General features: G+C 47.2%; 16 protein-coding genes. 15 read left to right on the forward strand and 1 reads right to left on the reverse strand.

What is annotated here, in order from left to right:
- The first annotated feature begins 367 nt into the window (after nt 1–367).
- The 10 genes from mobC to DW835_RS13545 all read left to right on the forward strand — a co-directional run bounded on the left by mobC (nt 368) and on the right by DW835_RS13545 (nt 7,691).
- Nucleotides 368–763 carry a plasmid mobilization relaxosome protein MobC gene (gene mobC / locus DW835_RS13500; protein WP_009255338.1) on the forward strand — a complete coding sequence of 132 codons (396 nt, stop codon included), beginning with the start codon at nt 368–370 and terminating at the stop codon, nt 761–763.
- Complete coding sequence (locus DW835_RS13505) at nt 735–2,357, forward strand: relaxase/mobilization nuclease domain-containing protein (protein ID WP_044983951.1); 1,623 nt, start codon at nt 735–737, stop codon at nt 2,355–2,357. The genes mobC and DW835_RS13505 overlap by 29 nt, the downstream gene beginning before the upstream one ends.
- 188 nt (nt 2,358–2,545) lie before the next feature.
- Entirely contained in the window at nt 2,546–2,752 is a 207-nt protein-coding gene (locus DW835_RS13510; protein WP_009255336.1) for a hypothetical protein, read from the forward strand.
- A complete protein-coding gene (locus DW835_RS13515; RefSeq protein ID WP_009255335.1) occupies nt 2,742–3,488 on the forward strand; it encodes a phage replisome organizer N-terminal domain-containing protein in 747 nt (248 codons plus the stop codon). Before DW835_RS13510 ends, DW835_RS13515 begins: the two co-directional genes overlap by 11 nt.
- Nucleotides 3,485–4,327 carry an ATP-binding protein gene (locus tag DW835_RS13520; RefSeq protein ID WP_009255334.1) on the forward strand — a complete coding sequence of 281 codons (843 nt, stop codon included), beginning with the start codon at nt 3,485–3,487 and terminating at the stop codon, nt 4,325–4,327. Before DW835_RS13515 ends, DW835_RS13520 begins: the two co-directional genes overlap by 4 nt.
- 13 nt (nt 4,328–4,340) lie before the next feature.
- Nucleotides 4,341–4,535, forward strand: coding sequence for a transposon-encoded TnpW family protein (locus DW835_RS13525; protein ID WP_118731290.1), 195 nt, complete (start codon nt 4,341–4,343; stop codon nt 4,533–4,535).
- A 110-nt stretch (nt 4,536–4,645) separates the two neighbouring features.
- Nucleotides 4,646–6,259, forward strand: coding sequence for a recombinase family protein (locus DW835_RS13530; protein ID WP_009255332.1), 1,614 nt, complete (start codon nt 4,646–4,648; stop codon nt 6,257–6,259).
- Nucleotides 6,260–6,448: 189 nt separating this feature from the next.
- Nucleotides 6,449–6,811 carry a helix-turn-helix domain-containing protein gene (locus DW835_RS13535; protein ID WP_007887891.1) on the forward strand — a complete coding sequence of 121 codons (363 nt, stop codon included), beginning with the start codon at nt 6,449–6,451 and terminating at the stop codon, nt 6,809–6,811.
- Entirely contained in the window at nt 6,771–7,148 is a 378-nt protein-coding gene (locus DW835_RS13540) for a TnpV protein (protein ID WP_002584333.1), read from the forward strand. Before DW835_RS13535 ends, DW835_RS13540 begins: the two co-directional genes overlap by 41 nt.
- Nucleotides 7,149–7,199: 51 nt before the next feature.
- Complete coding sequence (locus DW835_RS13545; protein WP_002584332.1) at nt 7,200–7,691, forward strand: aminoglycoside-2''-adenylyltransferase; 492 nt, start codon at nt 7,200–7,202, stop codon at nt 7,689–7,691.
- A 118-nt stretch (nt 7,692–7,809) separates the two neighbouring features.
- Here DW835_RS13545 and DW835_RS13550 read toward each other — a convergent pair whose 3' ends face one another.
- Nucleotides 7,810–8,616, reverse strand: a complete 807-nt coding sequence (locus DW835_RS13550) for a helix-turn-helix transcriptional regulator (protein ID WP_002584331.1) — start codon at nt 8,614–8,616, stop codon at nt 7,810–7,812.
- 537 nt (nt 8,617–9,153) lie between these two features.
- Between DW835_RS13550 and DW835_RS13560 the strand changes: the two genes are divergently transcribed.
- The 5 genes from DW835_RS13560 to DW835_RS13580 form a co-directional block, all read left to right on the forward strand.
- Nucleotides 9,154–9,495: a DeoR family transcriptional regulator gene (locus tag DW835_RS13560; RefSeq protein ID WP_002584329.1), complete on the forward strand. Its 342-nt coding sequence runs from the start codon at nt 9,154–9,156 to the stop codon at nt 9,493–9,495.
- The gene (locus DW835_RS13565) at nt 9,488–9,784 is read left to right on the forward strand and encodes a DUF3847 domain-containing protein (protein ID WP_002584328.1); all 297 of its coding nucleotides are present in this window, start codon (nt 9,488–9,490) and stop codon (nt 9,782–9,784) included. Before DW835_RS13560 ends, DW835_RS13565 begins: the two co-directional genes overlap by 8 nt.
- Nucleotides 9,785–10,530: 746 nt before the next feature.
- Nucleotides 10,531–11,991, forward strand: a complete 1,461-nt coding sequence (locus tag DW835_RS13570) for an Lsa family ABC-F type ribosomal protection protein (protein ID WP_002584327.1) — start codon at nt 10,531–10,533, stop codon at nt 11,989–11,991.
- Nucleotides 11,992–12,205: 214 nt separating this feature from the next.
- A complete protein-coding gene (locus tag DW835_RS13575) occupies nt 12,206–12,751 on the forward strand; it encodes an AAA family ATPase (protein ID WP_002584326.1) in 546 nt (181 codons plus the stop codon).
- A gap of 196 nt (nt 12,752–12,947) precedes the next feature.
- Nucleotides 12,948–13,219, forward strand: a 272-nt coding sequence (locus DW835_RS13580; protein WP_182430320.1) for a MobA/MobL family protein, incomplete at its 3' end; no start/stop codon positions are given.

Raw genomic sequence — 13,219 nt, forward strand, 5'->3', positions numbered from 1 at the left:
CTTTTTTTGCGCCCATTTCTCCTAAAGTGTGCGGCATTGAAAAAGGTTTGCCGTTCCGTTTGGCAAAATTGCAAGTTGTCCGTAGTAGGACATAACAGGAGAAATTGAGCAAAAAGTACGCCGAGCCGGAGCGTGCTTTTCTTAGAGCAAGATTCTACCGCAGTACCAAATTTCGCTTATCGCTCATTTTGTCCTTGCGGGAATCTTGTTGGGGAGTGCCTTCCCCAAACCCTGCTTATGCGGCTTACGCCGCTTGAAAAATTCCCGCAAATTCTTTTCGGATTATTTCAAAAACAGTTCCGCTACACACCCCGTTTTTCTCCTATTAGTGAGAGGACACCACGCACAGAAAGGAGGTCAACCACCTATGAAACGATATAACATGCCCCACCGCAGCAGGGTAGTCAAGACCCGGCTGACCGATGAAGAATACGCCGACTTTACCGCCCGGCTTGCCCCTTATGGTATGAGCCAGTCCGAATTTATCCGGCAAGCCATTACACGGGCAACCATACGCCCCATTGTTACCGTTTCCCCGGTCAATGATGAATTGCTTGCCGCTGTCGGGAAGCTGACCGCCGAATACGGCAGGATCGGCGGCAACCTCAATCAGATTGCCCGGTATCTGAACGAATACGGCGTACCGTATAACGCCCTGTCCGGCGAAGTCCGAGCCGCCATTTCCGACCTTGCAGCCTTGAAGTTTGAAGTCTTGCAGAAAGTGGGTGAAGCTGTTGGCAACATTCAAACATATCAGCTCTAAAAATGCCGACTACGGAGCAGCGGAAGCCTACCTCACTTTTGAGCATGACGAGTTTACCATGAAACCCACCCTTGATGAAAACGGGCGGCTTGTTCCCCGTGAGGGCTACCGCCTTGCCACGCTGAACTGCGGCGAAGAAGATTTTGCTGTTGCCTGTCTGCGCTCCAATCTCCGCTATGGCAAGAACCAAAAACGGGAAGATGTGAAATCCCACCACTATATCATCAGCTTTGACCCACGGGACGGAACGGACAACGGTCTGACCGTTGATAAGGCGCAGTCGCTGGGCGAGGAATTTTGCAACGAGCATTTCCCCGGACACCAAGCCATTGTCTGCACCCACCCGGACGGGCACAATCACTCTGGCAACATTCATGTGCATATCGTCATAAACAGCTTGCGGATTGAAGCCGTCCCGCTTCTGCCCTACATGGACAGACCAGCGGACACGAAGGACGGCTGCAAGCACCGCTGCACAGACGCAGCTATGGAATATTTCAAGTCCGAAGTCATGGAGATGTGCCACCGGGAAAATCTGTATCAGATTGACCTTTTGCATGGCAGCAAGAACCGAGTGACCGAGCGTGAATACTGGGCGCAGAAGAAAGGGCAGCTTGCCCTTGATAAAGAGAACGCCGCCAGAGAAGCCACCGGACAGCCGACCAAGCCCACCAAGTTTGAAACGGACAAGGCGAAGCTGCGCCGGACGATACGGCAGGCACTTTCCCAAGCTGGCAGCTTTGACGAGTTTGCTTCCCTGCTTTTGCGGGAGGGCGTAACTGTCAAGGAGAGCCGGGGGCGGCTTTCCTACCTCACGCCGGACAGGACAAAGCCTATCACAGCCCGGAAGCTGGGGGACGATTTTGACAAGGCTGCTGTCCTTGCCCTGCTCACGCAGAACGCCCACAGAGCCGCCGAACAGACCACAGCCATACCCGAATACCCCCACACCCAAAAGGAACGCTTGCGAGAGGAAAAAACCGCAAAAACCGCCCCGGCAGACAACACCTTGCAGCGCATGGTTGACCGGGAAGCCAAGCGAGCTGAGGGCAAGGGCGTGGGCTATGACCGTTGGGCTTCCCTGCACAACCTCAAACAGATGGCGGCTACCCACAACTTCCTCATGGAGAACGAACTGCTTGACCTTGACAAGCTGGACGCAGCCGTGGAGAGCAGCCGGAAAGCTCTTTCCGAAGCAAGGGAAAGTCTGCGGGGCATTGAGCAGAGCATTTCCGACAAGAAAAGTCTGCGAAAGGTTGTCAACGATTACCGCCGCACCCGCCCCACCATTGACGCTCATAAAAAGCTGTCCGGCAGAAAAGCGGAGAACTACCGCCAGTCCCACGAAGCGGAATTTATCATCTATGAAGCTGCCCTGCGCCAGCTAAAGGTGCTTGCACCGGGAAAGAAGCTGCCCGCCACTTCCAAGCTGAATACGGAGATTGAAGCCCTCATTTCCGAGAAAAACGCAGCTTACAACACCTACCGCACCGCAAAAGCCGAGTATGAGCAGCTTGCCACCGCCAAACGGAACGCAGAGCAGATACTACACGGCACACCGAGCCGACAGAAAAAGCATGAACAGGAGCGTTAAAAACCGCCCCGAAATGATACCGAAACCATACAAAAGGCAGGGGGGTATGCCATACCCTATCCGCAATACCCCTGACCTTTCCAACGGGGCTTACAGGGCAGATTTTTCCCGAAAATGGCACCGGGAACATACAGATTTTGCCCCTGTCCCCTCATACCCGACCAAACCGAAGAAAGGAGCGTTTTTTCATGCCGAGAATGAGCAAGAAGCGGCGGCTGGAATGGGCGTTCTTCCTCAATGAGCGAAACCGCATTACTTTCAATGCCCTTTGCCGGGGCTGTACCCATGACTGCAAGCAGAGTTTTAGGGCTATCGTGGTACTCTGCCCCCGGTATTATTCAAAGAGATGGAAAGCCCGCCCCACAGATAAGGAGAACCAAGATTATGTCAGATAACCGCAAATATTATTACCTCAAACTGAAAGAAAGCTATTTTGACGATGACGCTATCGTGCTGCTGGAAAGTATGCAGGACGGTATGCTGTATTCCAATATCCTCTTGAAGCTGTACTTAAAATCGCTGAAATACGGCGGCACTTTGCAGCTTGACGAAAATATCCCCTACACCGCCCAAATGATAGCCACCATTACCCGCCAGCAGGTCGGCACAGTCGAGAGGGCTTTGCAAATCTTTATGAAACTGGGGCTTGTTGAACCGCTGGACAACGGGGCTTTGTATATGAGCAATATCGAGCTTTTCATCGGTCAGTCCTCTACCGAGGGGGAGCGTAAGCGCAGGGCAAGAATGAAGATTTCAGAGCAAAAACGGCTTAGTGGACAAGTGTCCGAAGCAAAAGCGGACATTTGTCCACCAGAGATAGAGATAAAGAAAGAGATAGATATAGAGATAGAAAAAGAGAGAGAGTTAAAACCGGGACGAGCCGCCCCCGCAGCTTACGGCAGATATAAAAATGTGATTTTGACAGATACAGAGCTTTCTGAACTGAAAGCAGAACTGCCCGACAAATGGGAGTATTACATTGACCGGCTATCCGGCTATATCGCTTCTACCGGGAGGAAATACAAGAACCATGCCGCCACTATCCGCAGATGGGCGGCTGACGATACCGCTAAAGCTGCCCCGAAAAAGGGCATACCCGATTACAGCTACAAGGAGGGAGAAAGTCTATGAAACCAGCTTTTGAAGATATGAGTTTACAGATACCAGCAGCCACCGCCGAGCCGGAGGACTACACAGGTGAGGACGGTCTACTCTACTGCGGCAAGTGCCGGACACCGAAAGAAGCCTATTTTCCGGCTGATAAGGTTGCCCTGTTCGGGCGTGACCGACACCCGGCAGAGTGTGACTGCCAGCGGGCGCAGCGCATGGAGCGTGAAGCCGCCGAACAGCAGAGAAAGCACCGGGACAAGGTAGAAGAACTGAAACGCCTGGGCTTTACCGACCCGGCTATGCGGGAATGGACTTTTGCCAATGACAACGGCAGAAACCCGCAGATGAAAACCGCCCGTTTCTATGTGGAGCATTGGGAGGACATGAAAGCCGGGAACATCGGCTATCTGCTCTGGGGCAGCGTCGGCACAGGCAAAAGCTACCTTGCCGGGTGCATTGCAAACGCCCTCATGGAGCAGGAAATCTCCGTAAAAATGACGAACTTCGCCGCTGTCCTCAATGACCTTGCCGCCACCTTTGAGGGCAGGAACGAATATATTTCCAAGCTCTGCCGCTATCCGCTGCTTATTCTTGATGATTTTGGAATGGAGCGTGGAACAGAGTACGGCTTAGAGCAGGTCTACAATGTGATTGACAGTCGTTACCGAAGCGAAAAGCCGCTGATCGTCACGACCAATCTAAGCCTTGACGAGCTGAACAATCCCCCGGACACAGCCCACAAGCGGATTTATGACCGGGTAACAGAGATGTGTACCCCTGTCTGCTGCTCCGGCGTGAATTTCCGCAGGGAAAAGGCACAGGAGAAAATGGAACGGCTGAAAAAGCTGATGAACGATTGAAAGGAGTTTGCCTATGACCGATAAAAAAGAGCATATCAAACACAGCATGAAAAGCACCGCACCCGCCGACTGCGTGACGGAAATCCGCATAGGGAACTCTGTTCTTGTGGTGTCCGGCTTTTTCAAGCAGAGTGCCACGGAAACCGCAGCCGACAAAATGGCTAAGGTGCTGGAAGCGGAAACCGCTACGCAAAAATCGGCAATATGACGGGCTGTAAAGAAGCATTTTTCACATTTTGCCGCTATACACGCCGCCCCGCTGTATGGTACAATCAAAGTACGGAATAGTGGGGCTGGCTGTCGGAAACGGAGGAAACCATGTTAAGACAGACAACCCAAAACCTTATTACCGCCCTTTATCCGAGATTATCCCATGAAGATGAATTGCAGGGGGAGAGCAACTCTATATCCAACCAAAAGCGCATTTTAGAAACCTACGCCAAGCAGAACGGCTTTACCAATCTCTGCTGGTACACGGACGATGGTTATAGTGGTGCGAACTTCCAAAGACCCGGGTTTCAAGCCATGCTTGCAGACATTGAAGCCGGAAAAGTCGGCACAGTCATAGTCAAGGATATGTCACGTTTAGGGCGAAATTATCTCCAAGTGGGAATGTACACAGAAATGCTTTTCCCACAGAAAGGCGTCCGCTTTATCGCTATCAATGACGGAGTGGACAGCGCAATGGGCGACAACGATTTTACCCCGCTGCGTAATCTTTTCAACGAATGGATGGTGAGAGATACGAGCAAAAAAATCAAGGCAGTTAAGAAAGCAAAAGGTCTAAGCGGAAAGCCTGTTACCAGCAAGCCCGTGTACGGCTACCTCATGGACGATGACGAGAATTTCATCATTGACGAGGAAGCCGCCCCGGTAGTCAAGCAGATTTACCAGCTTTGCCTTGCCGGAAACGGGCCTACCAAGATAGCCCGTATGCTGACCGAGCAGCAAATCCCCACGCCGGGGACGCTGGAATACCAGCGCACAGGCAGCACACGCCGCTACCACCCCGGCTATGAATGTAAGTGGGCGACCAATACTGTTGTTCATCTTCTGGAAAACCGGGAGTACACAGGCTGTCTTGTGAACTTCAAGACGGAAAAACCGTCCTACAAGATGAAGCACAGCATAGACAATCCCATTGAGAAACAGGCGATTTTCGAGAACCACCATGAGCCAATCATCGACTTGCAGACATGGGAACGGGTGCAGGAGTTACGCAAGCAGCGCAAACGCCCCAACCGCTACGATGATGTGGGCTTGTTCTCCGGCTTGCTGTTCTGCGCCGACTGCGGTCATGTGATGTACCAGCAGCGGTATCAGACCGACAAGAGAAAGCAGGATTGCTACATCTGCGGCAGCTATAAGAAGCGCACCGCCGACTGTACGGCGCACTTCATTCGCACCGACCTTTTGACGGCGGGTGTGCTGGACAATCTGCGGAAAGTGACCGCCTATGCACAGAAGCACGAAGCCCGGTTCGTGAAGCTGCTTATCCAGCAGAATGAAATGGGCGGCAAGCGGAAGCTGGCGGCGGCAGCCAAGCAGCTTGAACAGGTGCAGAGCCGCATTGCAGAACTTTCCCGCTACATCAAGCGTCTGTATGAGGACAATGTAAACGGGAAAATCAGTGATGAGCGTTTCATGGAAATGTCCGCAGACTACGAAGCCGAGCAGCGGGAACTGAAAGACAGAGCCGCCGCTTTGCAGGGCGAGCTGGACAAGGCACAGGAAGCCACGGTAAACGCTGAAAAGTTTATGAGCGTTGTCCGCAAGTACCTTTCTATCGAAGAACTGACACACACTCTTTTGCGTGAAATGGTGGAGAAAATCGTTGTTTATGAATGTGAGTATGACGAGAACGAAGTACGCCGCCAGCGCATTGATATTTATTACAGCTTTGTAGGCAAGATTGACTTGCCCGAAGAATAAAGCCCGACCTATCCGACACCCTGCGCAAGTGCCGGATAGGAACGGCAAAATTTTTTACACTTCTATTACTTCTTTATCACACATAAGCAAAAAGCCAGGGCATGAAGCAGTTCATGGCTAATTAAAGGGAACAAAAAGAAAGGAAAAGCCAATCCAGACGGTATCAGCGGCAGGCTACAAGAATAAATTGTGATTTCACAAGATTGGTGCTATAATAAGAGAAAAGTTCCTGCCGGGGCAGCCGCTCCGGTGGTATGGATAGAAAGGCAGGAAAACAATATGCACATCAGCTATAAACCACTCTGGCACACACTGTTAGAGCGTGATATGAGAAAAGAGGATTTAAGGCTTGCCGCTGGTATGACAACAAATATGATTGCCAACATGAGCAAAGAGGGAAAGCACATCAGCATGGATACATTAGCCCGTATCTGCGAAACGCTGAATTGTGAGATTACCGATGTGATTGAGTTAGTACCAGACGAGCCTGCTTCCACAGGAGGTAAGGAACATGAGCGAATTGAAACCAAGAATAAAAGAAAACGGAATTGATTATATCCTTGTTGGAGATTACTACATCCCGGACTTGAAGTTGCCGGAGGAACACCGCCCCATCGGAAAGTACGGACGGATGCACCGGGAATATTTAAGAGAAGTCTGCCCAGCCAGATTACACACATTGACCCTGACCGGGGAATTGTGGACATATCTTGCAGACCTGAACGAACAGGCACAGAAACGGTTAGACACCATCATGGAGCAGATGAAAGCTGCCGAGGGCGTGACCGAGGAATTGAAGCGTACCCGTCAAATGGAATGGGTGCAGCGTTGCAATAACATTCACAACCGGGCAGAAGAAATTGTTTTACATGAGATGATTTATTCATAACGGTATGGTAGAATGATTATTACAAATTAGAAGTTGTAAAGGAGACTTTGTATGGGTAGAAAAGAAATAACAACAAAAGAAGATTTAATGAAAGTAATAGAATTATTCGAAAATACTGGAATTACATACTGGTTGGATGGCGGATGGGGTGTAGATATTTTAGCTGGTAAACAAACAAGAATTCATAGAGATATAGATATAAATTTTGATGCTCAACATACGGAAAAATTGTTAAATGTGCTTTTGAATCTGGGCTATAAAATTGATACAGACTGGAAACCGGTTAGAATAGAGTTATATAGTGATGAACTTGGTTACTTAGACATTCACCCGTTCGTTTTAAGTGAGGACGGAACTTCAAAACAAGCTGATTTAGAGGGTGGCTGGTATGAGTTTGAAAAAGATTACTTTGGTAGTGCTTTTTTTGAAGGAAAAACAATTCCTTGTATATCCTTAAAAGGCCAAAGAGTTTTCCATTCAGGTTATGAATTAAGAGATAAAGATAAGCATGATATTTCAATTCTTGAAAGTTTATCAAAATAACATTGCTGTAATTTCTAAGATAAATTCCACTTTATCGCTTTGAAATTTTAACTGAATAAGTATAGCACCAACCGCTGCTACATGGAAGCAAACACAACCATGCAACAGCGGTTTTTCTTTACCGTTTTTTCCTTTGACTGATAGGAGTTCCTGTTTTCTTTGATTTTTGTAGAATCCGAATGAGCCAGCGAAATTCTTCGTCTGACAGATTTTTATAGTTGATGCCGAGCTGCTTGCAGTAAAGGACAACCAGCTTTTCATCCCGACTGCCCTTGAAATTTTCAACCGCTTCCAAATTTTCTTTCAATTCATCGGCAACGGTGGTCTGGGGCGCACTCTCGCTGTCCTTTTTGTGGGCTTCCCGAATATCCCGGATAATGAGATTGAGGTCATCAAGAACCATGTGGCTGAAATATTCATCATCGCTGATATGGGCGGCTTGCAGCACTTTCAAATGCGGGTCGTCTTCGCCGGGGCGATACCGTTCAATGATTTCATGCCGGACAGTATCGACAAGGGCGTTGAGGTTTTGAATCTGCATGGTGGCAATCCCATCTACATAAATCTCAATGTCCGCAAGAAACTTGATAAAGTCCTTATGAGTGGCAAGCTCACAGAGCAGACGGTTGTTAATCCGACCGCCTTTCAGAAGTGCCACCATCTCATCATTCAAATGCAGCTCTGTTAGTGGCGTGTTGATCTGCTCCCGGTTCTCTGTCCGGCACAGCAGATAATCAACGGAAACCCCATAGAAGTCTGCCAGCGTGATAAGGTTGCCATGATTGATTTCCTTATAATCCTCTTTTTCATAACTGCCAAGAGCTGATTTGGAAATGCCCGTCAGCTCTGATAATTCTTCCAGATTTAAGCCTTTGTCCTTGCGGAGTTCCCAAAGGCGTTCCTGTATGCTTGTCGCTCCTTTCATGGGCGCACGCTCCTTTCCGGCGGTTTCATTACTGCCGCTTAACTGGATTATATCATACTTTCCGCAATCGTGGAAATTTCTGATTTTTACCCTTAATTCCTACTTTGTGGACATACGGCACAGGGCACAAAAATGTTCTATGATACAGGTAGTTCATCGATGGATTATTCCAATCGAATGACCAGCCTGTGTGGGATATGCTTCCCCGGCGATGTAGCGCCATGACTTTTGGCAGGGATATGGAGGAACCCTGACCGAAACGAGCGTACCAAAGGGAGCAATACGCCGCTGTGAGATTCAGGGGAGGAACGACACCGGGGAGAACTGGCGAACTGATACCGAAATGATACCGAAACACGACAATCTGATAGGGGGATAGTCTACCCTATTGCTGATACTTCTGGAGATTTTAGACGGCTCTATGACCGTAATTTTGCCGAAAATCGCCCCGAAACTATACACTAAAACGGGAGGAAACGCAATATGCCGAGAATGAGCAAAAAGAGGAAGCATGAGCTTTAAGGAGGAACACACCGAATGAATTTTGAATTTATGACGATAGGCACACCGTTGCCGCCCTGTATGCCCTTTCCCAGAGCGTTGACAGGATTTCCAGTCAGCAGCACCGCAAAGGTCATGTACTGCCGGATGTTGGACGCTATGCTATCCAACGGACAGGAGGACGAGAACGGAATCCTGTTTATCTGCTTCCCTGTCACAGCCATTGCCGCAGTCCTGTCCCGCAGCCCCATGACGGTCAAGCGTTCTCTGAATGAACTGGAAACCGCCGGACTGATCATGCGAGTGCGTCAGGGCGTTGGAGAACCAAACAGGATTTATGTGCTGATACCGGGAAAGGAGGACGCTGCCCTTGCCTGATACCTCAAAGCTGGAAAAGCTCAACCGAGAGTTGGAAAAGAGTGAAAAGAAACTGCGGAAAGCCATCAATGATGAAAAGGCATTGCAGCACCAGCTAAAGCAGCTTACCCGAAAAGAACGGACACACCGGCTCTGTACTCGTGGCGGTATGCTGGAAAGTTTTCTGCAAGAGCCGGAACGCCTGACAGATGATGATGTCATGCTGTTGTTGACACTCATTTTTCACAGGCAGGACACGCAGGAACTATTGAAGAAACTGCTGGAACGTGAGAAGCCGGAAACCCCTTAGTTTACTAAGGGCGCAATTATACACCACCCAAAGGTTGGTGCATTGCGTTCTCCGAAGGCTCCTTGCCGGAGGGCTGTGATTTTTCGCAGTCATGGTCTGCTCCAAATCATACAGGGGACGCTACGCTTCCCCTGCGCTGGCTACCGCCAGCTACCCTTTTGTGGACTTGTCATCTGGGGACACCTTGCGTTGCAAGCTGTTCCCAGCCGACAAGTTTCATAAAATATGCTATCTTTTCGATAGGCAATAAAGTATAATAAAGTCAGCAATAAATCGGAATTTTACGGTCAGTAAGGAATGCGTAAAGTTATATGATTGTATTATAAGCGATTTGTTAAATTTTTATAACCACTTGTATTTGCCTGCGATTTATGGTATAATATTTTGAAATTTAGAAAGAGGTGGGAAGATGATTAACTTTTCTTGCAAATAAAATCAAAATATGCGGTAGTGCTATACTTTGGCATTATTGTGTCTATTGCAAGAAAGTTATATGTCTATCTTACTCAATATAGTGCTGTTGCCACTTTTGCTTAGTGGTGTTATTTTATGCTATGACGAGCTGCAAGGATAAACTTTCTTGTGGCTCTTATTTTGTTTTGGAGGTGCTTTATGAATAGTGCAGAACAGATAGTTACACATGATTCACTCCGTATAGTGTCGGTTCCTTTTGGTGAAATCTATACGTAGTAAACATTCACCGAACCGACTTTGTATCGTATGACATGCAAAGGAGGATAATATTTATGTCAATGATTAAAATTGAAAACCTTACGTTTTCATATCCGACAAGTTATGATAATGTTTTTGAAAATGTCAGTTTCCAGGTTGATACCGATTGGAAGCTTGGTTTTGTGGGCAGAAACGGACGAGGTAAAACAACCTTTCTGAATCTTCTGCTTGGGAAATATGAGTATAGTGGAAAAATCCTATCATCCGTACAGTTTGATTATTTTCCTTATCCCGTTTCAGATAAGAATCGTATTACAGAGGATATATTGCAGGAGATTTGCCCACTTGCGGAAGAATGGGAACTTATGCGAGAACTTTCTTATCTTGATGTTGATGTCGATGTGCTTTGGCGACCTTTTGAAACACTTTCCAACGGAGAGCAGACAAAGGTTTTGATTGCCGCTCTTTTTCTTAATGAAGGGCATTTCCTACTGATTGATGAACCTACCAACCATTTGGATGCCAAAGCGAGAAAAAGTGTGGCGGCATATCTGAAAAAGAAAAAGGGATTCATCTTAGTTTCTCACGATCGTCGCTTTCTTGACGATTGTGTTGACTATATTCTATCGATTAACCGAGCGAATATCGAAGTGCAAAGAGGAAACTTTTCATCATGGATGTCAAATTTTGAGCGACAGCAAGAATTTGAACTGGCTCAGAACGAACGTTTGCAAAAGGACATCAGACGATTACAGCAGTCGGCAAAACGCGCTGCAGTATGGTCTGAACGTGTAGAAGCTTCCAAAATTGGGGCAGCAGATAAAGGTTATGTCGGTCATAAAGCCGCCAAAATGATGAAGCGTTCAAAATCTATAGAAGCGAGACAACAACAGACAATCGAACAAAAATCAGCATTGCTGAAAAATATGGAAACCGCAGAAGCCCTCAAGATACAACCGCTTAATTACCATACAGATTTGCTTGCATCATTATCGAATGTAGTAGTTTATTATGATGGCATTTCAGTTTGTGAACCCGTTTCGTTTGAAATAAGACAGGGAGAACGCATTGTGCTTGATGGAAAGAACGGCAGTGGCAAAAGTAGCCTGTTAAAGTTGGTAGTCGGGCAGTCCATAGATTATACGGGTACAGTAACACTTGGCTCTGGGCTTGTAATTTCTTATGTGCCACAGGATACATCGTATTTATGTGGAACCCTTTCCGAGTTTGCAGAAGAAAACAACCTTGATGAAAGTTTGTTCAAGGCAATTCTTAGGAAAATGGACTTTGAGCGTGTACAGTTTGAAAAGGATATTAAAGACTTTTCTGGCGGGCAAAAGAAGAAAGTCCTAATTGCGAAAAGCCTTTGTGAAAAGGCACACTTGTATGTATGGGATGAACCGCTCAACTTTATTGATGTGTACTCACGTATGCAGATTGAACAACTCATAACGGAGTTTGCCCCGACCATGCTCCTGGTAGAACATGACAGTGTTTTTCGAGATACTGTGGCAAGTAAAATTGTGAATATCTAAATTGGTTCTTCCGCAATTTTACGTTTTTCGCTTTAATAAAAATGGAGAATGCTGATTTACACTGGCATTCCAGTATTGAAAAATTACAAAATACGGATAATTGCGTAAGAACCTCTAAATTAAAATAATTGTATGGGTTAATTCCAGCTTTACAGAGACTCAAATTCCAGTTTGTAGAATTAAGAAAATCGTAATTTGTGGAGGTAAAATATAGATGAATCAAGGTAGAATTATTGTAATCACAGGTGCGCCGGGGACAGGAAAAACTACAACGGCATCTGCTGTTGCAAAAGAATCAGATTTGGAAAAGTCTGTGCATATGCACACAGATGACTTTTATCATTATTTGAGTAAAGGGGCAATACCACCGCATTTGCCAGAATCAAATGAGCAAAATTTGATTGTCATTGAAGCGTTTTTAGAAGCTGCGAAGCGATATGCTCGTGGTGGATATGATGTAATTGTTGACGGTATTATCGGACCGTGGTTTTTAAAGCCGTGGCAAAGTCTTGTTCGGGAACATTATGAGGTGCATTATATTATTTTAAGGGCAAGTAAGGAAGAAACCTTGAAGCGAGCTGTTGAACGCTCAAAGTTAGACCGAAAGACAAATATCGAATTGGTAGAAACCATGTGGGAGCAATTTTGCAATCTGGGAATATATGAATCGAATGTTATAGATACGACCACTTATTCCATTCAAGAAACTGTTTCCGCAGTACAAGAAAAAATCGCAAGTAGGGCAGCGTTGTTGTCTTAGATTGTTTTGGTGCAATTCCAGTTTGTTAGCTTTACATCGGGTCAACTTGTCCCGAACTTTTACAACTAAATACCCGCCGCTCACACAGTGGCACACCGAGCAGGAAATCTGAAAAAGGTCTCCTGCTTTTTTTCTGCCCAAAATGAGGTGGTAAAACGCCACCCCATCCACCAATTAGCGAAAGGAGGGACACGAAATGCCTTGTCCACACAACGAAATCACGATTGTTCAGCGCAGCCAGCGGCAGTCTGCGGTTGCCGCCGCTGCTTACCAAAGCGGCGAAAAGCTGTTCTGTGAATACGACCAGCAAGTAAAGCACTACCCGGAAAAGCGTGGTATCGTCCACAATGAAATCCTGCTCCCGGCAAATGCTCCACAGGAATATGCAGACCGCAATACTTTGTGGAACGCCGCCGAAGCGGTGGAAAAACAATGGAACTCCCAGCTTGCAAGGCGGTGGGTGCTTAC

Source organism: Clostridium sp. AM34-9AC (assembly GCF_003480225.1).
Lineage (GTDB): Bacteria > Bacillota > Clostridia > Lachnospirales > Lachnospiraceae > Acetatifactor > Acetatifactor acetigignens.

Coding starts and splice junctions, on each gene's coding strand:
- mobC (WP_009255338.1), top strand. CDS start 368: ATGAAACGATATAACATGCCCCACCGCAGCAGGGTAGTCAAGACCCGG.
- DW835_RS13510 (WP_009255336.1), top strand. CDS start 2,546: ATGCCGAGAATGAGCAAGAAGCGGCGGCTGGAATGGGCGTTCTTCCTC.
- DW835_RS13515 (WP_009255335.1), top strand. CDS start 2,742: ATGTCAGATAACCGCAAATATTATTACCTCAAACTGAAAGAAAGCTAT.
- DW835_RS13520 (WP_009255334.1), top strand. CDS start 3,485: ATGAAACCAGCTTTTGAAGATATGAGTTTACAGATACCAGCAGCCACC.
- DW835_RS13525 (WP_118731290.1), top strand. CDS start 4,341: ATGACCGATAAAAAAGAGCATATCAAACACAGCATGAAAAGCACCGCA.
- DW835_RS13530 (WP_009255332.1), top strand. CDS start 4,646: ATGTTAAGACAGACAACCCAAAACCTTATTACCGCCCTTTATCCGAGA.
- DW835_RS13540 (WP_002584333.1), top strand. CDS start 6,771: ATGAGCGAATTGAAACCAAGAATAAAAGAAAACGGAATTGATTATATC.
- DW835_RS13545 (WP_002584332.1), top strand. CDS start 7,200: ATGGGTAGAAAAGAAATAACAACAAAAGAAGATTTAATGAAAGTAATA.
- DW835_RS13550 (WP_002584331.1), bottom strand. CDS start 8,616: ATGAAAGGAGCGACAAGCATACAGGAACGCCTTTGGGAACTCCGCAAG.
- DW835_RS13560 (WP_002584329.1), top strand. CDS start 9,154: ATGAATTTTGAATTTATGACGATAGGCACACCGTTGCCGCCCTGTATG.
- DW835_RS13570 (WP_002584327.1), top strand. CDS start 10,531: ATGTCAATGATTAAAATTGAAAACCTTACGTTTTCATATCCGACAAGT.
- DW835_RS13575 (WP_002584326.1), top strand. CDS start 12,206: ATGAATCAAGGTAGAATTATTGTAATCACAGGTGCGCCGGGGACAGGA.